Origin of the sequence: Duganella sp. Root1480D1 (assembly GCF_001427305.1) — a bacterium.
GTDB lineage: Bacteria > Pseudomonadota > Gammaproteobacteria > Burkholderiales > Burkholderiaceae_D > Rugamonas.
Genome location: NZ_LMFZ01000048.1, coordinates 81744 through 100354, shown reverse-complemented (window position 1 = coordinate 100354; position 18611 = coordinate 81744). Strand labels below are relative to the sequence as shown.

Sequence of the window (18611 nt, the reverse complement as noted above, 5' to 3'; positions counted from 1 at the left end):
GGATGGGGCCAGCCGCCTTGGCTGGCATGGATCAGGCAAGGATCGCCCGCGGCGGGCGCTTGGGAAGGGCAAGGTCGACCGGCGGTGGCGGTACGGGTTCGGGCAGGTGCAGGCGCTCGGCAAGCTGGGGATGTGAGGCCGGTTGCGGCAAGGCGTAAGCCAGCGCGGCGCCGACGCAGCAAGCGCCCATCGCGCCGCCGTATGCGTTGCCGGCGCAATGGCCGCCATTGTCGCCTTCCTGCTGGGCAGATGCCAACATGGCCGCATGATCATGGTGTGGGCCCTGCGCCGCCTGGGTAGCCGGCTCGACGGGATTGCCCGTAGCGCACAGCAGCATGCTGGCCGAAGCGAAGCCCTGCAAAGGCAAAGCCACCAGCATCAGCCAAAGCGCAATGACACGGATCACGGATTTCATGGGCAGCGATATTACCATGCCCGCCTTAGAAGCGGCTTATGACCCTGGCATAGGCGCCCCGCCCCAGCGACAGGCGGTTGGTGCCGCTGAATTCCTCGTGGTCGCGGTCCAGCGCATTGCTGGCTCCCAGCGCCAGCTCCAGGCCAGGCTTGAGCTGCCAGTTGAAGTTGACGTCCAGCGCCGTATAGCCCGCTACTGCGGTAAAGCGCAGCGGGCCGACATAGCGCAAGGTCAGGTCCAGGTCGCGCCCTTCGCCCAGCGTGTACGAGGAACGCAGCCTGGCCACGCGGCGTGGATCCGAGTTACCGGTGACCGAACGGTTGCCGAAATCGAGTTCGCCCGGCTTGAGCGAAAATTCTTCGTGCATCAGGGTCAGGCCCGCGCTGAGGCGCCAATCGGTCGTAGCCTGGTAGCTGCCCCATGCTTCCAGGCCGCGCGTTTCGCCTTCCATGCCATTGCCGATTTCGAAAGCCAACGGCGCCACTGGCTTGATGGTGCGCAGCTTGTCGTACAGGGCGCGATAGGCGGTGAGCGAATAACTGGCGTGGTTGCCGAATTGCTGGCGCAAGCCGATTTCCAGCACGCGCGCCGTCTCGGACTGGAAATTCGGGCCGCCGGTCAGGGTGCCGCGCGACCCGGCATTGATAAAGATTTCGCGGTCAACGCGCGATGGCGCCCGAACGGTGCGCGACAAGGCCGCCCACCAGGAAGTCGACGGAGTCGCCTTCCATGCCAGCCGCACGTTGGGGAGAACCTCAGTACCGGTGTACTTATTGCGCTCCAGCCGCAATCCGCCCGTCAGGCTTAGCTGCTCGCCGAGGGCGATGGTGTCCTGCCCGAACAGGCTGGCCCAATGCATGGCGGCACGCTCTGGGTGGAAGGCAGTACCGCTGGTGACCGACACCCGGTCGAGAGCGAAGCGGTATTCAACGCCCGCCGCCAGCGTGTGCCGGCCAAGGGGAGCGAAGTTATAGAGCGCCTGCAGGTCGGCGACATCCAGATTCTCTTTATACGCGCCAGTCTGGTCGCGCTGCGTTCGATCGTAATAGGCCAGCACGGACAGGCTGGCGCCGCCATAAAGCTGGCGGGTCCAATGTCCCATCAGGTTGGCACCGCGCATGGATGCAGCCGGCAAAGGAAGCGCCGGCGGCGTCACGACCTGCCCGGCGCCGATGCGGTACACATCGCCCTGCACCGTGAGCGCATCGCTGCCGCGCAGCCAATCCGCCCGGAAGCCCGCCTGCGCATTGTGCCAGGCATCACCCAGCGCTTTGCCGGCCAGCGTTTCGCCGTGCGGCATCGCGTAATCCATGCCGTAGGCGCGCCAGGCGCCATCATCCATTGCGGCGCCATAGCGGAAGGCCGCGCCTGACTGCGCCTGGCCCCAACGCAGGTCGGCCATCGCTCCAAGTGTGGACGCGGCAGGCTTGGTAATCACATTGATCACCCCATTGACCGCATTGGTGCCCCACAGGGTGCCGCCAGGCCCGCTGATTACTTCGATCCGTTCGATGGCGTCGATCGGCACTTGCTGCACGTCCCAGGACACGCCGGAAAGCAGCGGCGTATACACCGAGCGGCCATCGATCATCACCAACTGCTTGTTGGCGCTGTTGCCGGCAAAGCCGCGCGCTGTGATGATGTAATTGCCGGCAGGCGTCTGCGCGACATGCAGGTTGGGCGCCATGCGCAGCGCTTCGGCAAGGCTGCGCGCACCGCTGCGCCGGATGTCGTCAGCGGTGATCACGAATACCGAAGCCGGCGCATCGCCCAGCCTCTCTTCGCGCTTTGAAACGGATACCACGCGCACGTCGCTCAATTCTTCAAGCGACAGGTTGGCAAAGTTTTCCGGCGTGGCTGCGCCGCCGGCGGCAGCGATTGCCGATAGTGACCGGCTGCAGATACAGCCAGTAACCAGTCCCCACATCAGTGAATAGCCAGCTTTGGGCATGGCGGCCTCTCTTTCAGGAAGCACTGTCGAAAATCTTATCACGGCGACAGTTTTTCCCGCCACACAGATCACTTGCATCGTAAAACGAATAAGCCTCGCCCGCTATATCAGGATTCTTTATAATAGTTGGGCTTGAATCATCCTACTATCCTGATATGAAGCCTGAGATCCAAGGGTTCTTCGACCCCATTACCTCCACGGTCAGCTACGTGATTTATGAGGCTGACGGCAGCGATTGCGCCATCGTCGATTCAGTACTTGATTACGATCCAAAGGCCGGCCGCACTGCGACGACGGCCGCCGACAAGATCATCGCCTTCGTGCGCGAACATCGCCTGACCGTAAGCTGGCTGTTGGAAACCCACGCCCACGCCGACCACCTGTCGGCCGCGCCCTACCTGCAGGAAAAGCTGGGTGGCCGCATCGGCATCGGCGCCGGCATCTGCAAGGTGCAGCATGCCTTCTCGGCGATCTTCAACCGCAAGGACGAAAAGGAAGACGGCTCGCAGTTCGGCCATTTGTTCGAGGCCGACGAGGAATTCACGATCGGCAAGCTGAAGGCACGCGCGCTGCACGTGCCGGGCCATACGCCGGCCGACATGGCATACCAGGTGGGCGATGCAGTATTCGTCGGCGATACCATGTTCATGCCGGACGTGGGCAGCGCGCGTTGCGACTTTCCTGGTGGCTGCGCCGGCGACTTGTTCAAGTCGGTGCACCGCCTGCTGTCACTGCCGCCGGAAACGCGCCTGTTCATGTGCCACGACTACCCGCCTGCAGGCCGCGAGCCGCGCTGGGAAGTGACGGTGGCCGAGCAGCGCGCCGCGAACATCCATATCCGCGACGGCGTCAGCGAAGAAGATTTCGTGGCGATGCGCACCAAGCGCGACGCCACGCTGCAGATGCCGGTGCTGATCCTGCCTGCCATCCAGGTCAATCTCAGCGCCGGCCACCTGCCGGAGGCCGAGGATAACGGCGTGCGTTACCTCAAGATCCCCATCAACGCCCTGTAATTTCTCTTATTTCAGCGGTTCCGGCGCGCGGCCGATCGGGTCGTCGGTATTGGCCAGGTACCAGGCCAGCGCCGACATCACGGCCACGTGCTTTTTCATGTTCACCGGGTCGACCTTGTCGAAGGTGTCGGCCGGCGTGTGGTGGTAGTTGAAATAGGCGCTGGTATCGACGTAAGGCATGAAGGCCGGCACGCCGCCCGCTTCCAGTTGGTGCACGTCCGAGCCCGAAGCCGAGTCGCGGCGGTTGAACACGCCGGCGCCAATTGGCAGCAGCGCGTTGGTTACAGGCGCGAAATACTTCTCCGCTTCGCGGCGCACGCTGCCCATGACGCCGAAGGTGCGGCCTACGCCGCCGTCGGTCTCAATCGCGGCGAACTGCTTTTCCAGCTTGCCCTTATTGGCTTCGAAGTAGGTGTTGCCGCCCTTCAGGCCATTCTCTTCATTGGCCCATGCCACCATGCGGATGGTACGGCGCGGCTGCAGGCCCAGTTTCTTGATGGTCTCCAGCACCCCCATCGAAGTGGTGACGCCAGTGCCATCGTCATGCGCCCCGGTGGCCAGGTCCCAGGAATCGAGGTGGCCGGAAACGATGACGACTTCGTCGGACTTGTCGCTGCCCGGCAGGTCGGCGATCACGTTGAAGGTATCGGCATCGGGCAGGATCTGCGGGGTCAGGGTCAGCTTCATCTTGACCTGGCCACGCTTCATCAGGCGGCCGATCAGCATGGAGTCTTCCGCCGTGACGGCTGCGGCAGGAATGCGCTGCCCGTCTTTCAGGTTGGTGGCGCCGGTGTGCGGCAGGCGGTAATCAGCGCCGCCGACCGAGCGCACCAGGGCCGCCACCGCACCCAGTTCTGCCGCCATGCGTGGGCCGTTGGTGCGGTAGCGCGAGCCCTGGCCGTAGGCGTTGCCTGCCAGGCCGCGGTCCGCCATGCCCTGGTCGAACACCACGTCGAACAGTACGATGGCGCCCTTCACTTCCGCCGCGCGGGCTTTCAGTTCATCGAAATCGTGCACTACCACGATCGGCGCGGTCAGGCCCGCGGCCGGGGTAGCGCCGGAGCCGCCGAGTGCCGTCAGCACCACACGCTGCGTGACATTGGCCGGGCGGCCTTTGTAATCGACCAGTTCGCCCTTCTCTTCGCCGCGCACCCAGTGCGGCACCTTGACCGGCTGCAGGGTGACCTTGGCGCCCAGGGCTCGCATGGCGGCAGCCACCTGTTCCACGGCGGCGGCGCCCCCGGCGGAACCGGACAGGCGCGGGCCGACCAGGTCGGTCAGGTCTTCCAGGCGCTGGTAGGAGTAATCGCTTTGCATCGCCGCATCGCGGATCTTGTCCAGGGTGGCGGCGTCGCTCGGGCTGGCGGCACTCGCGATGCCGGAGAAGCCTGCGCCCAGCAGGCAGATAAACAGGGCGGAAAGTGCGGGCTTGCGGAGGTTCATGCGTTTCCTGTGAGAAGGTTAAGTTTCGCTCGGAACTTGACACAATAGCGTATTTAATAAGTTCCTGCTGGGAGGGCAACTTAACGATACAATTCTCTCTCCTCTGTGGAGTTTGTAAGAATGTGTATATGCACTGGCGCAAGATTTCGCGCTTGGATAATCTACACTCCAACAGAGATTGAAAGGGGACTTACCATGTTCAACAAACGTTTTGCCGGGCTGATGCTGATGGGCGCAGCCCTGACCGCTTCCTCCGCCGCTTTTGCCGCGGGCGACCGTGACTTCAACACCGCAGCAGGTGCCGTAATCGGTGCCGCAATCGGCAGCCAGAATGGCAGCGGCGGTGCAGTGGTAGGCGGCCTGGTAGGCGCTGCAGTTGGTAACTCCCTGCCGACCGGCCGTCACAGCCGTGGCTACGTCGAGACCCGCGTGTACTCGCAGCCGGCCCCGGTCTACTACGAGCCAGCGCCGGTCTACTACAACCCGCCGCCACGCGTGTACTACGAACCAGCCCCGCGCGTGTACTACGAGCCGGCCCCGGTCTACGTTGAACCGCGCCCGGTGTACTACTACGGCGACCGCTACTACCGCGGCCACGGACATGGCCACGGCCACGGTCGTTGGTAATCAGACAAGAACCCGGCAGTTGCCGGGTTTTTTTTCGCCCATTTGCATGCCAATCTGACAGCAAAACGTTGCGCTTTTGGTGCGCGACGAATACAGGGGTAAAAACACCCTTTATCGAAGGAAAGCCGTGTTGCCAAGCAACGGGGTAAACGCGTAAAGTTGCGGTATCCCTACCAACGTCTTTCCATGAACAAGTGCTGTAACCCAGACCATCCGCATTGCACCTACTGGGTCATGCCAGGGGAAAGCACTTGCGCCGGCGGCCACGCGCAGCCGGCAGCCGAGGCGGAAGGCGGCAGCTATGAGCTGCTGAACAATATGCGCAATGCCCGCAGCGGCCCGCCGGCCATCCCGGTCGCAGGCTATTCTGCACCCGCACGCGTCCATCCCCAGTTGCACATCAGTGGTTTTGATCCCCGTGCGGCCGGCGGCCGGCAATCGCTCAAGATGGAATTGCGCGGCATGCCGCAGGAATGCGGGCCGCAATTGTCGATCCGCCTGCGCTCGGAACTGATCCCGAATGGCGCCTTGCAGCAGCAATTCATCCGCTCCGTACACGGCGACTGGCGCCCGGTGTTCGTGGAATTTTCCTCGCGCGGCAAGGAACATGGCCAGTACCAGATCCATGCCGAAATCGTCAGCAAGGACGATGACGCCCAGCGCCAGTGGGAATGCACTTTTGTCATCCTGGTGCCGCGCGTCGACGCCAGCCTGAATGAAATCCACCGCACCTTCCTCAGCACGCACAAGAATGTGCGCGTGATGGCCGACGACGCCGCGATCGCCCGTGTTTCCGCCCAGGGCGGCAACACCATGGACATCGACGTCACCGCCCGCAACGCCGGCATCGCCCACCTCGACCTCGGCGAGCCCACGGGCAAGGTGGATGTAGGCTATTCGACCATTGCCTGGGATGAAGACCTGATCGAGATCGAGCAGCCGCGCAGCGGCCCTTCGCATCCCCACCCTACCCTGGCGGCCAGTTTCATCAATGCCGCGCCGGAAAACGGCGCCTGCCGCCACATCCGCCTGTTTGCGATGGAAGAAGTATCGTTCGGCCGCTTCGAACTGGCCGATCCGGAAGCCGACGTGCTGCTGCACCACTTCAGCGCCGAAGGCCCCGACTGCGCCGGCCTGACGCGCCGCTTGTCCGGCCGCCACGCAGTCATCCGCCGTACCCGCAATGGCTTCGAAATCGAGGACGTGTCGCGTTACGGCCTGCTGCTCGATGGCGTCTGGCCGGGCAAGAACAAACCGGTGCCGCTGCGCACCGGCATGAAGATTGAATTGAGCGCCAGCATCAAAGGCATCGTGCTGCTGGAAGTCAGCGCCGTGATGCCGCATGGCGTGATCCTGCACCGCATCGACGAAGGCGCGCGCGCAGAATGCTTCGTTCTGCTGGCGGCAGACACCCATCCCGGCTACCCGCTGCCGCGCCACAACGCCCTGCCCAAAGCCTCCAGCCTGCCGCTGCTGATGCACCACCAGGGCGGCTTCTGGCATATCGACCAGCTCACCGGCAAGGAAACCGCGCTGGCGCCAACGCCGAAACAGGAAAAGCTGAGCCGCGTTCCGGCCCATACCCGCTTCGCCAGCGATCCTTATCCCGAACACTGGATCGTGCGCAGCGGCGCCGCGCACTTGCCGCCAGCCGAAGCTACCGCTTAAGTTGCGATTGCAGGCCTTTTCGGCAGCGGAATGAATTCCGTTTCGCCGGGAACCTTGTCGAAACGCTGCGCTTCCCAATCGTCTGCTGCCTTGACCAGGCGCTCCTTGCTCGACGAAACAAAATTCCAGAACAGGAAACGCTGGCCATCGAGCGGCTCGCCGCCGATGATCACGAACTGCGTATCAGTGTTGGCGGTGACGCGCTTCGAACTCGAAGTGTCAAGCAAGGCCATGGTGTTTTGCGGCACCGGTGCACCGTCGACGTCGACCGAGCCGCTGACCGGATAGACGGCCGCTTCCTGCGGCAGTCCGCTCAGGCTCAATTGCTGGCCCGCTTTCAGGCTCACATCCAGGTACAGCGTTTGGCTGAAGGTCTTCACCGGCGAAGTCTGGCCGAAGGCCGAACCAATCAGCACGCGCACTTTGGCGCCGTCGACCACTATCTCCGGAATTGCCGCTGCCGGCGTGTGGGCGAACGATGGCTCGTCCTCCTCATGCGCCTTGGGCAAGGCCGCCCATAGCTGCAGGCCATGCGTGCGATGAGGCACGCCAACCAGGTCCTTCGGGGTGCGCTCCGAATGCACGATGCCGCGGCCGGCCGTCATCCAGTTGATGGCGCCCGGTTCGATGCGCTGCAGTGTGCCCAGGCTGTCGCGGTGCTCCATTGCCCCCTCGAACAGGTAAGTGACAGTCGCCAGGCCGATGTGCGGATGCGGCCGCACGTCATGGTCGGCATCGACCGGCACGTCGACCGGGCCGAAATGGTCGAAGAAAATGAAGGGCCCCACCGCCTGCTTGACTGCCGCCGGCAGGTAGCGGCGCACGACGAAGCCGCCGCCCAGGTCCTTCTCGTGACCTTTCAGGAGTTGCGCAATGTTCATGGCGATTACCCCAGTCTGGTGGAGATTTCGGTAGTCACTGCCGTCATCAGCTTGTGCACTGGGCACTTCTGCGAGATGGCCAGCAACTCTTCACGCTGTTCTTCGCTCAGGTCGCCGCTCAGGTGCAGCGTCGCTGCCAGACGGTATACGCCCTTGCGCTCTTCGCTTGCATCGCGCTCGGTGGTGACTTGTACATCTTCGACCGGAATGCCTTTGCGGCGGGCGTACCAGATTACGGTCAGGGCCTTGCAGGCGCTGACGGCGGCGTCGTACAGGTCGTGCGGCGAAGGGCCGGCATCGTTGCCGCCTTCTTCAATGGTGCCGTCGACGGAGACGATGTGGTTGCGCACATGAAGGATGCTGCGCATTGGGAGCGACTGATCGCGGGCTACTTTAACGGTCATGGTGATTTCCTGCTTGTTGGTTTATCCCGCAATTTACACCAACTTGCGTGCCACGCGGAAGCCCACCACATCGTTCGCCAGCAGTGCCGAATAGCCGTTGCGCAGGGCCGAGCGGAGATAGCGCGGCTGGTACAGCCAGGCCCCGCCGCGAAGGATGCGGCGGGCATTGTCGCCGCCCTGCTCCCACGCGCTGCCATCGATCGGCGCGCCGAGATAATTATCGTGCACCGTATCCTGCGTCCATTCCCATACATTGCCGTGCATGTCGAACAGGCCCCAGGGATTGGGCTGGTAGCTGCCGACGCGCGTCGTGCCGCCGTGGCTGTTGCCTTTGGGGCCGTCGTTGTAGGTGAAATGGCCGTCGTAGTTGGCGTGCTCCGGCGTGATCTGGTCGCCGAAACTGAAGGCAGTGTGGCTGCCGGCGCGGCAGGCGTATTCCCATTCTGCCTCGCTGGGCAGGCGGTATTCCTGGCCGGTTTTTTCGCTGAGCCATTGCAGGTAAAGCTGTGCATCGTGCCAGCTTACGCACACCACGGGATGGCGGTCGTCCTGTGCGAAACCGGGCTGCTGCCAATCCACGTCCAGCTTCGATTGCCAGCCTGTCGCCTTGACGAAGCCGAGCCATTCGCCGACTGTCACCGGATAGCGGCCCAGCGCGAACGAGTGCTCGATGCCGACCCAATGCGCCGGCAATTCCTTGTCCAGCCAGGTTTTCTGGGCGCCTGCCTTGACAGCGGTTTTGTGCTCGTGGTCGGAAGAGCCCATCTGGAAGCGTCCGGTCGGGATCAATACCAGGTCCGGCCCGACGCCGCTGCCATCGGTAAAGCGGTCGCGCAGCACGCCTTCCGCATCGGCCACCGGGCTGCTGGCAGAGGGCAGCAGGGCCGCCAGTTCGGCTGCCTTGCGTGCGGCTTGCTCCTTGCGGTGACGCTCCTGTTCGGCGCGATAGGCTGCTTCCGCCTTCAATTGCGCCATCTTGCGCTGGTATTCTTCCTCGGCCTGGCGGGCTTTCAGCGCATCGGCGTCACGGCGCGCAATCAGTTGCTGGCGCAAGCGCTCCTTGCGCTCCTTGGCTTCCTGCTCGGCTTGCGCCTTGCGCTGTTTCTCCTGTTCGCGCCGCAACTGCTCCTGGCGCGCTTTTTCCTGCGCCGTTGCCAGGGCTTCTGCCTTGCGCCTTGCGGACTGCTCCACTTCCTTCTGGCGGCGCTGCTCCTCTTCCTCGGCGCGGGCAATGGCATCGGCACGGGCACGCAGTTCGCGCGCAGCACGCGCCTCGCGCTCCTGCTGCTGCGATGCAGCCAGCCCGGCCAAGCGCGCTGCGTCGCGCCGGGCTGCTTCTTCGGCACTTGGTTCAGCCGCCTGCTGCAAGGCATCCAGCAATTGCGCAACCGATTGCTGCCGCTCGCCGGCCCGGTTGGCGAAGCCGCGCTTCAGCACTTCCCATTGCTGCGCATTGAGCGCCGCCGGCTTGGCCGGCTCGAGCAAAGCGGTATGCTGGTCGAACGGCAGCCGTCCTTCCAGGAGCTGGTAGATCATGACCGCGACCGCGTAGACATCCACCTGGGGACGGGGTGCGCCCTGGCTTGTGCCGGCCTCCGGTGCGCGATAGCCGGCGGTGCCCGCGTTCGGCGTCGCCATGCCCAGATCGGTGCCGGTCGAACGCGCGCGTGAAGCGATGCCGAAATCGAGCAACTTGATCTCATCGGCCTTGGTCAGGAACACATTGCCCGGCTTGAGGTCGCGGTGCACCAGGCGGTGCTTGTCCCAGGCATATTGCAGTGCATTGGCCACCGGCCGCAGCATCTGCTCGACCTGCGCCAGGCTGGCCTTGCCGTGTTCCGCCAGCCAGGCATCGAGGTCCAGGCCTTCCAGGCATTCCATGATGATGAAATAGCTGGATGTAGCCGGGTCTTGCGCCCATTCGTAGACGCGCACGATATTGTCATGCGCCAGGCGGCGCGCCTGGGTCGCTTCTTCGATCAGCAGCTTGGCGTGGGCCGGGCTCTGGGTCAGCTGCGGCGGCAGGATCTTCAGCGCAACCACGGCGCTGTGGCCCAGTTCCGCATGGGTTGCCAGGTCGGTGGCTTGCCATACCTGTCCCATGCCGCCCATGCCGATCAGGCGCTCCAGCCGGTAGCGCCGGTTGTGCGGGCCGATTTCCTGGCCGGCCATCAGGCCAAGTTCGGTCCCCTGGCGCAGGATGGTGATGGGTGCGGCAGCCCCTCCCGGCGGCGCGTACTCGGCGTCCAGGATGGCATTCTTGCGGCGGTCGAACTCTTGTAGGCTTAACAGGCCATCTTCGTGCAGGGCACGCAGTTCGCGAATCTTGTCTCGGGCTGTCTGCATCTCTCTCGTGCTTTACCTCGCTAGCGGCGCCCCGCATTCCGGACAGAATTTCGCATCGCCGCAATCGGTCGGCACCGCATGGCCATTCCGGCAGCGGCGCGCCGCCGTCGCCCCCACGCTGGCTTGCGCCCGCAGCAGGTCAAGCTGGTGCTGGCGCTCCTTGTCGCCCACGGTGTCGCGGTACATACGCTCATCCCGCACGTCCTCGCGCGCCAGGCGCAGCGCTTCGGCGGGGGTAATGCTGTTTTCGGCGGCCACCACGCCGGCCAGCGCCTGCAGCTGTTCGGGCGACATTGCCGCCTGCGCCTGCTGGCGCATCAGGCGCGCCAGCGCTTCGGCATTCGGCGTCGCCGCCAGCGCAATCTTGGCCGTATCGCTCATGCGGCCGATTGCTTCCAGGCGGTCGATGTCGATGCGGGCCAGGTCGGCAGCGTGCTGCTGCTGCGCCACCATGCTGTCGTACTCCACCTTCCAGCGGTTAAAGCGCTCTTCGCGCTCCACTTCCATCTTTTTCAGCGACTGCTGCCATTGCGCTTCCTGGTCGCGCAGCTTCAGTTCCAGCCGTTGCTCCTCAACCGCCACCTGATCGAGCATGGCCTGGCGTGCCAGGTTTTGCCCCTGGCGTTGCTGCACGCCGTCGGCCTCGATGGTGCGCAGCAGCTTTTCGTATTGGGCGACCGCTTCGGCCGCGGCGCCGCTGCGCTTCAATTCTTCCAGCTTGGCGCTGATCTCGGCCACGTGGACGTTCGAACTGGCATCCTTCGCTTCCTCGCCGCGCGCCAGCTCGCGTTTGCGGGCCAGGTGCTGCTCTTCTTCCCACTCGCCGATGCGCTCCGCCTCGCGATGGCGGGCAGCATTGGCCAGCGCCAGGCCCTGGAATTTGGCGCGATGATGTTCGGCTTCGATTTCCTGCTCGCGCTGCTGGGCATCGTTCTCGGCCTTGCGCAAGAGCTTGAGCTGATTGCGGCGGTGCTCTTCGTCTTCAATGGCGAGCGCCTGCTGGATGCGGTGCTGGAGCTGCTGCTGGTACAACTGGTGCGAGAAGCGCTGCCTGGCCAATGCCTTTTCCTCCAGGCCGGCCTGCTGCGCCAATTCCATCTCGGTGCGCATCTTGATTTGGGCCAGGCGGCGTACCTGGTCCCATTGCGCGGTCTCACCGGCGTGCAGGGATTTGTGGCGCGCCAGTTCATGTTCCAGGTCGGCCAGCGCCACGCCGGCGCCGTGTTCGAAAGCTTGTTTGCGGCTCTTGGCTTCGACAATGCGGCCATACAAGTCGATCTCACGGGCGCGGATGGCTTGCATCTGCTCTTCGGCTTCGGCCTTCAACTCCGCCCGGCGGAAATCGCTGCGCATCTTCTGCTCCTGCCGACTGATGGCCTGCCACTCTTCCTCGTTGTATAGCTGGTCGAGCTGCTTGACGTGCTCCAGTTGCCGCTGGCGTTCGTCGGCAACCAGGAACAGGCTGCCCTCGCGCTCGCGGTTGTCATCATATTTATCATGCCGAAGTGACAAGGTTTCCACCTGCACGGCCGCCAGCCCGAATTCGGCCAGGCGCTGGCCCAATGCACTGTGCAAACGTTCGTTGAGCTGTTCGCGCAGCGCGTTGGAATTGGCCATATCGCGCACCGAACGGCTGCCCAGGAATTCCGCCGCTAGCTGGCGCATTGATGGCGCCAGCAAATCATGCAGTTGCAGCGTGCTGACAGTGCCCGGCGCGGTCATGAAATGCCGTGCAAAGACTTGCACATTGTTCACCAGCAGGCCAACCGTGAAGTGGGCGGCCAGTTTCAGGTATTCGGCGCTATGCAGGTCCGTGAAATTGAACTCGACCGGCAGTGGCGAAGTACGCGTAATCAGGATTTCGCCCCGCTCGTCACGCAGCAACTTGCCCATTCTGGCGAAAAAGCCTTCCAGCTCATAATCGCCTTGCGGCACTTCGGAAACCTGTTCGCCCTGCAGGATGAAAGCGCGTGTCGCAGCCGGCACGTGCAAGGTTTTGGTAAAGATGCCGGAGAGCTGGCGCACGCCAAAAAATACCGCCAGCTCATCGTTAGCCGGAATCCAGCGGTTATCGCGCAACACGGGCTCATTGCGCGGCGCACCCAGCGACAGGCCGCAATGGCTGCAGTAGTCGGAGCTGTCGCCGTTGCGGTGCTCGCATCGCGGGCACTTCACGCCGCCAAAACCAAACATCTTGAACATTTCCTACTCCTTGTCTGACCCTGCGCCTGTCGATTGTAACAGGGGCACCAGGCACCCAATACACACCTCCTTATCTTGGCACAGGGTCAGCCCATCCATTCGTTCCGTATGAAGGTGGTTTTCCCTTCTGTTCGGGATTCAGGCGCCAAGCCCCCGTTTTTTTGCATTTCACACCACGTTTTGGACAGCTTGTCGCACGGCGATGGCTGGCGCCAGGCCGCATGGATACAGTGTGCACATGGATAGTCCTCAACCGGAGAACATCATGAAAGCCCTGCGTAATTTCGAAGCCCTGTTCATCGCTTTTATCGGCCTGGCCTGCGCCGCCGACTTCATGTATGAAAACCGTGTCGGTGAAACCGCGGCCCCTGCAAGCTACGCCAGCGCCGCCCAGCCGGCGCCCGCAGTGCCGGTGGTGGTGGTGGCGGCCAAGCGCATGAGCGAAGCGGAAAAGCAAGCCTCGCTGGCGGAAGAACGCAAGGCTGCCCAGGGCGGCAAGATCTGAGCAATTGTTACTTCCCTGCGGGATTTGTAAAAAACTGAATCAGGCTTTTCTCTGCGGCGGCGCGCTTGGTATATTGAACTCAGCGCATCACCAAACAGGAGAAAAGCCATGTTCAAATCGAAACTCATCGCTGCAGCCGCCCTGGCACTTGGCACGGTTGCATTAGCACCGACCGCCGCGCTGGCGCAGGTTGATTTCAGCGTCGTGATCGGCAACGCTCCTCCACCACTGCGTTTTGAAAGCGTGCCGCCACCGCGTTACGGCTACGTTTGGGCCCCTGGCGTATGGCGCTGGGACGGCTACCGCCACGTATGGATGGCCGGCCACTGGCTGCAGGAACGCCCGGGCTACCGCTACAACCCGTCGCAATGGGTTCGTGTCGATAACGGCTGGGGATGGCGCGAGGGCGGCTGGGCCGTCTACGACAGCCGTCCGACCTACATCCAGGGCCCAAGCTACGGCTACCGCGATTACCACCGCGACAATTACTACTACCGCGATCGCAACTGGGACCGCCATCGGGACCGCGACCATGACGGCATTCCGGACCGCTACGACCGCGACCGCGACAACGATGGCGTGCCAAACCGTTATGACCGCGACCGCGATGGCGACGGCGTGCCTAACCGCTACGACCGCCGCCCCGACAACCCGCACCGCCGCTAACAGCGCGTGAAGGCAGCCGCCTAGCCCGCAACAGCAATATCCTGTTGCGCGGCCCAGGCGGCCATGTCCTGCTTGCGGATGGCAGCCGCCATCAAGTCGGGGAACTTGTCCGGCGTGCAGGCAAAGCAAGGAATTCCCATCGCAGCAAATTGCGCCGCGTGGTGCCGGTCGAAACTCGGTGCGCCATTGTCGTCCAGGGCCAGCAGGCAAATCATCTGCATGCCGCTGGCCGCCATGGCCTGCGCGCGCGCCAGCATTTGCGCCGCATTGCCACCTTCATACAAATCGCTGATCAGGACGAAAATCGTCTCTTGCGGGCGATGTACCAGGGTCTCGCAGTAAGCCAGGGCGCGGTTGATGTCCGTGCCGCCGCCGAGCTGGGTACCGAACAGCACTTCGACCGGGTCGCTGAGTAAATCCGTCAAGTCCACGACCGCCGTGTCGAACACCACTACCTGCGTGCTGACCGCCTTGATGGTCGCCAGCACTGCGGCAAAGATGCTTGCATACACCACGGACGGCGCCATCGACCCACTCTGGTCGACGCACAGCACGATGTCGCGCAAGGCTTGCGTCTTGCGCGCGAAGCCGACGCGCTGTTCCGGCACAATGGTCTGGTAGTCGGCCTGGTAATGCCGCAGGTTGGCCTTGATGGTGCGCAGCCAGTCGATCTCGTTATGGCGCGGCCGCTTGTTGCGGGCAGCGCGATTCAGGCTGCCGCTGACCGCCTGTCGCATTGGATTGGACAGCTTGCGTTCAAGCTCCTGCACCACTTGCCGCACCACCTGGCGCGCGGTTTCCTTGGTCTTGCTCGGCATCAGCCGGTTCAGCGACAGCATGGTGGCCACCAGGTGCACGTCGGGTTGCACGCTGCGCAGCATTTCAGGCTCCAACAGCATCTGGTGCAGGCCGAGGCGGTCCATGGCATCCTTCTGCATCAATTGCACAACGCTGCTAGGGAAGTATTCGCGGATATCGCCCAGCCAGCGCGCCACGTTCGGCGCCGAGCCTTGCAGCCCGCCGCGCCGTTCGCCCGGATCGTATAGCGCGGCCAGGGTGCGGTCCAGCGCCGCATCCTGTTGCTGCAGCGGCAGGTTGTCCGCTTCACTGCCCAGCATCAGGCGCCAGCGCCGTTCCAGTTCTTCTTGCGAGCACTGCTTGACGCTCATGCTGCCACCTCGTTTGTCTCAATTGGTCCGAGCAAGGCCGCCAACACCGGCAGCACCAGGCTGGCCCGGGCCTCATCCGTTCCGGCGCTGGACATTGCCGATGCCAATGCCACCGTGCCGGTCGCCACACGCTGCCCCAACTGGCGCCGCTCCGCCGCTTCGAAGGTGGCGAAAGTGCGACGCAGCAGCGGCAGCAATTCCATGAACGTCTCGCCGGGCAGGCCGGCAACCCAGGCTTGCAGGATCTGCCAGAGCTGCTCGTTCATCACCAGCAGCAAGCCGCTGCCCTGCAGGAAGCCTTCCAGCCATTCGGCGCTGGACAAGGGCTGGATCGGATTGGTGCAGGCCAGCGACAGCGCTTGTGCCACCTGCGCCACCTGCCACCGCTGCTGTTCCAGCAGGATGCGCACGGCACGGCCGGCGATCAGCGGGTTCGATTGGCCGCGCGTGCATTGCTCAAGCGCCTCCAGCCAGGCATCCCGATGTTCTGGCTTTTGCAGCAAGCCGATTGCATTATTCGCCTGCAGCAGTTGCTGCAGCAGCTTCTGCGCCGCTTCCTCGTTGATGCCGCGTGCCGCCAGCGGCAAGGCGATGCAGGCACGCTGCACCAGGCCGTCCATCACCTGCGCCACGCTGGCCGTATCGGTATTGCGCGTGCTGCCGTAGCGCAGCACATTGGCCAAGGGCGCCAGCGCTTCCAGCAAGGCGCCCGCTTCATGGGTACTGGCGGCCAGGGCCTGCATGCGTGCCATCACTTCCGGCACCGCATGGCGGGCATCGGCCAGCAGCATCTGTTCGGCCAGTCCGGTCACGTCGGCCAGGCGGGTTGCGTTGCGCGCCAGGTGGATCAGGCGCGCATTACACGCGGTTTCCACGGTGGCGCCCCAGACGTTGGCTTCGATCAGGCGTACTTCAAAATCCGGCTCCCACGCCAGCACCCATTTCTCATGGAAGCTGCCGCTTTTGCCGCTGACCGCCCGGGTGCGCCCCCAATCGATGCCCAGCAGGGACAAGCGGTGCAGCAACACGCTCTTCTCCATATGCTTGGGCTGGCGCAGGTCCAGCTCAAGGTCTTGCTGGTCGGCGCGCGGCGCCATGCGGTAGCTTTTCTGGAGCTGGCGCACGTCCGCCGGCAGCGGCAGGGTCGGCGTTTCGGCCGGCACCGTGCCGAGGCGGTCGTTGACCAGCAACTCGCGTTCGATCAGGCGCAGCGGCGCCTCGCTGTCGCCAAACAGCACGCTTTGCAGCGATTCAAGCAGCTCGCCAAGGCCGGCGCGGGGACGATCGCGCAAGGCAGCCAGGCTTTCGGACAGGCGCAGCGCCTCGATCACGTGCGCCGAGGAGGCATCCAGGCCATTCTTGCGCAGCAGGCGCACGGCATCGGTCAGCCAGTAGGTCGATGCGCTTTGCGGCGTATTCCACAAGTGGTGGTACCAGCCCGGGGCTTGCACGCCGGCCCCGTAACCGCTGTCGAAACTCAGGCGGCCATAGCTCCACGGCGTCCAGGTGGCGGCAACCTTGGCTTTCGGCAGGTCGCTGAGCACGTCCTTGTCATGTTTCGCAGTTGGCATGTCCCGCAGCGCCGGCACGTGCCAGGCCCCGCACACCACGGCGATCCGCTCGTAGCCCTGCTTCTGGGCGGCGCGGATCATCTGGCGCATATGGGCTTCGCGCTGGGCTTCGCGCGGCGACAACGGCTCCTCCAACGATTTGCGCGCCACCGACATCATTTCTTCGATGGCGGCGAACAGTTCCAGGCTGTCGTGCCGCTGTTCCACCAGGTGGTCCCACCAGGTCTCGAAGTCGGAAAAACCGGCCGCTTGCGCGAGTTGGGCCATTGCGTCGCCGCTGCGCTGCACTGGCTGCGGCGTGCTATCGCCCTCTGCGCCCTCCTCCGCCGCCACCGACATATGCGCTGCGAGAGTATGCGCCATCGGCAGGTCGATAAAGCGTGTCGGCACGCCATGCGCCTGGCCATACTGGATGGCTTGCCATTCCGGCGAAAACTCCGCAAACGGGAAATGCGAGGCATGTTGCGGCATGGCCGGTGCGTACACCAGCAGCGCCACCGGCGGCCGCATCTCCGCATGCGCGGACAAAGGCAGCAATTCGTCCGCTTCCGGCGGGCCTTCGATCAGGATGGCATCCGGCTGCAGTTGCTGCAAAGCCTGCGCCAGGCTGCGCGCGCAACCCGGGCCATGGTGGCGGATGCCGAAGAAATGCAGGGCCATCAGAGCACAGCGTGGCAGGCGCGGTAAAGGTCTTTCCAGCCTTCGCGTTCCTTGACCACGGTTTCCAGGTACTCAAGCATGACCACGCGGTCCTGCACCGGATCCTTGACGATGGCGCCCACTACCGACGACGCCATGTCCGCACCGCGCAGCATGCCGTCGCCGAAGTGCGCCGCCAGCGACATGCCGTTGGTGACCACGGAAATCGCTTCGGCAGTGCTCATGCTGGCGCTCGGCGATTTGAGCTTGATCTTGCCGTCATCGGTCTGGCCGGAGCGCAGCTCGCGGAAGATGGTGACGATGCGGCGGATTTCCTCCAGCGCAGGCTTCTCGATCGGCAGCTCCAGCGCGCGTCCCAGGCTGGCCACCCGGCTTTCGACAATGCTCACTTCTTCGTCCGCGCTGTCCGGCAGCGGCAGCACCACAGTGTTGAAGCGGCGCTTCAAGGCGCTGGACAGGTCGTTCACGCCGCGGTCGCGATCGTTCGCAGTGGCGATCACGTTAAAGCCCTTGGCGGCCTGTACATATTCGTCCAGTTCCGGAATCGGCAGGATTTTCTCAGACAACAGGCTGATGAAGCTGTCCTGCACTTCGGATGGAATGCGCGTCAATTCCTCAATGCGGGCCAGCTTGCCGGTGCGCATGGCGCGCATCACCGGGCTTGGCACGACGGCATCCTGGCTCGGTCCCTTGGCCAGCAGTTGCGCATAGTTCCAGCCGTAGCGGATCGTTTCTTCCGCCGTGCCGGCCGTGCCCTGCACCACCAGGTTCGAGTTGCCGCTGATGGCCGCCGCGAGGTGCTCTGACACCCAGGACTTCGCCGTGCCGGGCACGCCAAGCAGCAGCAAGGCGCGGTCGGTGGCCAGCGTGGCCACGGCGATCTCGATGATGCGGCGCTTGCCGATGTACTTTGGCGTAATCTCGAAGCCGTTATCCAGGGTGCCGCCCAACAGGTAGGTGGCAACCGCCCACGGCGACAATTCCCAATTTGGCGGGCGCTGACGCTGGTCGGCCTCTTTCAATGCCGCCAGTTCATGTGCAAACTGCTGTTCGGCGCTCTGGCGCAGTACTTTGATCTCGTTAGCCATGC

General features: G+C 63.9%; 15 protein-coding genes. 5 read left to right on the top strand and 10 right to left on the bottom strand.

Annotated elements, in window-relative coordinates; translation table 11 throughout:
- Nucleotides 1-31 precede the first annotated feature (31 nt).
- Together ASD58_RS26915 and ASD58_RS26910 are read right to left on the bottom strand one after the other, a co-directional pair.
- Complete coding sequence (locus tag ASD58_RS26915) at nt 32-415, bottom strand: hypothetical protein (protein WP_057265002.1); 384 nt, start codon at nt 413-415, stop codon at nt 32-34.
- Between the two features lie 25 nt (nt 416-440).
- A complete protein-coding gene (locus tag ASD58_RS26910) occupies nt 441-2366 on the bottom strand; it encodes a TonB-dependent siderophore receptor (protein WP_057265000.1) in 1926 nt (641 codons plus the stop codon).
- Nucleotides 2367-2521: 155 nt separating this feature from the next.
- On the opposite strand from ASD58_RS26910, the gene ASD58_RS26905 reads away from it, so the two are divergent.
- Complete coding sequence (locus ASD58_RS26905) at nt 2522-3379, top strand: MBL fold metallo-hydrolase (protein ID WP_057264998.1); 858 nt, start codon at nt 2522-2524, stop codon at nt 3377-3379.
- A gap of 6 nt (nt 3380-3385) precedes the next feature.
- On the opposite strand, the gene ASD58_RS26900 is transcribed toward ASD58_RS26905, so the two are convergent.
- The gene (locus ASD58_RS26900) at nt 3386-4822 is read right to left on the bottom strand and encodes a M20/M25/M40 family metallo-hydrolase (protein WP_057264996.1); all 1437 of its coding nucleotides are present in this window, start codon (nt 4820-4822) and stop codon (nt 3386-3388) included.
- A 195-nt stretch (nt 4823-5017) separates the two neighbouring features.
- On the opposite strand from ASD58_RS26900, the gene ASD58_RS26895 reads away from it, so the two are divergent.
- Nucleotides 5018-5449: a glycine zipper 2TM domain-containing protein gene (locus ASD58_RS26895; RefSeq protein ID WP_057264994.1), complete on the top strand. Its 432-nt coding sequence runs from the start codon at nt 5018-5020 to the stop codon at nt 5447-5449.
- Between the two features lie 234 nt (nt 5450-5683).
- Nucleotides 5684-7117 (top strand): FHA domain-containing protein, encoded by a 1434-nt coding sequence (locus ASD58_RS26890; protein WP_057264992.1) that lies wholly within the window; start codon nt 5684-5686, stop codon nt 7115-7117.
- Here the strand turns inward: ASD58_RS26890 and ASD58_RS26885 are convergent.
- The 4 genes from ASD58_RS26885 to ASD58_RS26870 are packed head-to-tail and all read right to left on the bottom strand — an operon-like array spanning nt 7114 to nt 12950.
- Nucleotides 7114-7998, bottom strand: a complete 885-nt coding sequence (locus ASD58_RS26885) for a pirin family protein (protein WP_057264990.1) — start codon at nt 7996-7998, stop codon at nt 7114-7116. The genes ASD58_RS26890 and ASD58_RS26885 overlap by 4 nt on opposite strands.
- A 5-nt stretch (nt 7999-8003) precedes the next feature.
- Entirely contained in the window at nt 8004-8402 is a 399-nt protein-coding gene (locus ASD58_RS26880; RefSeq protein WP_057264988.1) for an OsmC family protein, read from the bottom strand.
- Nucleotides 8403-8435: 33 nt separating this feature from the next.
- On the bottom strand, nt 8436-10748 hold the full coding sequence (locus tag ASD58_RS26875; protein ID WP_057264986.1) for a bifunctional serine/threonine-protein kinase/formylglycine-generating enzyme family protein: 2313 nt from the start codon (nt 10746-10748) through the stop codon (nt 8436-8438).
- 12 nt (nt 10749-10760) lie between these two features.
- The gene (locus ASD58_RS26870) at nt 10761-12950 is read right to left on the bottom strand and encodes a zinc ribbon domain-containing protein (RefSeq protein ID WP_057264984.1); all 2190 of its coding nucleotides are present in this window, start codon (nt 12948-12950) and stop codon (nt 10761-10763) included.
- A 265-nt stretch (nt 12951-13215) separates the two neighbouring features.
- On the opposite strand from ASD58_RS26870, the gene ASD58_RS26865 reads away from it, so the two are divergent.
- Together ASD58_RS26865 and ASD58_RS26860 are read left to right on the top strand one after the other, a co-directional pair.
- The gene (locus ASD58_RS26865; RefSeq protein WP_057264982.1) at nt 13216-13455 is read left to right on the top strand and encodes a hypothetical protein; all 240 of its coding nucleotides are present in this window, start codon (nt 13216-13218) and stop codon (nt 13453-13455) included.
- A gap of 108 nt (nt 13456-13563) precedes the next feature.
- Complete coding sequence (locus tag ASD58_RS26860) at nt 13564-14121, top strand: YXWGXW repeat-containing protein (protein ID WP_057264980.1); 558 nt, start codon at nt 13564-13566, stop codon at nt 14119-14121.
- Nucleotides 14122-14141: 20 nt separating this feature from the next.
- On the opposite strand, the gene ASD58_RS26855 is transcribed toward ASD58_RS26860, so the two are convergent.
- From ASD58_RS26855 to ASD58_RS26845, 3 genes are read right to left on the bottom strand one after another with little or no spacing between them, the layout of a single operon-like run.
- The gene (locus tag ASD58_RS26855) at nt 14142-15290 is read right to left on the bottom strand and encodes a VWA domain-containing protein (RefSeq protein WP_057264978.1); all 1149 of its coding nucleotides are present in this window, start codon (nt 15288-15290) and stop codon (nt 14142-14144) included.
- Nucleotides 15287-17521, bottom strand: coding sequence for a DUF5682 family protein (locus tag ASD58_RS26850; RefSeq protein WP_057264976.1), 2235 nt, complete (start codon nt 17519-17521; stop codon nt 15287-15289). Before ASD58_RS26850 ends, ASD58_RS26855 begins: the two co-directional genes overlap by 4 nt.
- A complete protein-coding gene (locus ASD58_RS26845; RefSeq protein ID WP_057264974.1) occupies nt 17521-18609 on the bottom strand; it encodes an AAA family ATPase in 1089 nt (362 codons plus the stop codon). Before ASD58_RS26845 ends, ASD58_RS26850 begins: the two co-directional genes overlap by 1 nt.
- Nucleotides 18610-18611: the final 2 nt, after the last annotated feature.

What these genes read in the sequence shown, in the direction of transcription:
- ASD58_RS26915 (WP_057265002.1), bottom strand. Translation starts at nt 415, where the DNA reads ATGAAATCCGTGATCCGTGTCATTGCGCTTTGGCTGATGCTGGTGGCT.
- ASD58_RS26910 (WP_057265000.1), bottom strand. Translation starts at nt 2,366, where the DNA reads ATGCCCAAAGCTGGCTATTCACTGATGTGGGGACTGGTTACTGGCTGT.
- ASD58_RS26905 (WP_057264998.1), top strand. Translation starts at nt 2,522, where the DNA reads ATGAAGCCTGAGATCCAAGGGTTCTTCGACCCCATTACCTCCACGGTC.
- ASD58_RS26900 (WP_057264996.1), bottom strand. Translation starts at nt 4,822, where the DNA reads ATGAACCTCCGCAAGCCCGCACTTTCCGCCCTGTTTATCTGCCTGCTG.
- ASD58_RS26895 (WP_057264994.1), top strand. Translation starts at nt 5,018, where the DNA reads ATGTTCAACAAACGTTTTGCCGGGCTGATGCTGATGGGCGCAGCCCTG.
- ASD58_RS26890 (WP_057264992.1), top strand. Translation starts at nt 5,684, where the DNA reads ATGCCAGGGGAAAGCACTTGCGCCGGCGGCCACGCGCAGCCGGCAGCC.
- ASD58_RS26885 (WP_057264990.1), bottom strand. Translation starts at nt 7,998, where the DNA reads ATGAACATTGCGCAACTCCTGAAAGGTCACGAGAAGGACCTGGGCGGC.
- ASD58_RS26880 (WP_057264988.1), bottom strand. Translation starts at nt 8,402, where the DNA reads ATGACCGTTAAAGTAGCCCGCGATCAGTCGCTCCCAATGCGCAGCATC.
- ASD58_RS26875 (WP_057264986.1), bottom strand. Translation starts at nt 10,748, where the DNA reads ATGCAGACAGCCCGAGACAAGATTCGCGAACTGCGTGCCCTGCACGAA.
- ASD58_RS26870 (WP_057264984.1), bottom strand. Translation starts at nt 12,950, where the DNA reads ATGTTCAAGATGTTTGGTTTTGGCGGCGTGAAGTGCCCGCGATGCGAG.
- ASD58_RS26865 (WP_057264982.1), top strand. Translation starts at nt 13,216, where the DNA reads ATGAAAGCCCTGCGTAATTTCGAAGCCCTGTTCATCGCTTTTATCGGC.
- ASD58_RS26860 (WP_057264980.1), top strand. Translation starts at nt 13,564, where the DNA reads ATGTTCAAATCGAAACTCATCGCTGCAGCCGCCCTGGCACTTGGCACG.
- ASD58_RS26855 (WP_057264978.1), bottom strand. Translation starts at nt 15,290, where the DNA reads ATGAGCGTCAAGCAGTGCTCGCAAGAAGAACTGGAACGGCGCTGGCGC.
- ASD58_RS26850 (WP_057264976.1), bottom strand. Translation starts at nt 17,521, where the DNA reads ATGGCCCTGCATTTCTTCGGCATCCGCCACCATGGCCCGGGTTGCGCG.
- ASD58_RS26845 (WP_057264974.1), bottom strand. Translation starts at nt 18,609, where the DNA reads ATGGCTAACGAGATCAAAGTACTGCGCCAGAGCGCCGAACAGCAGTTT.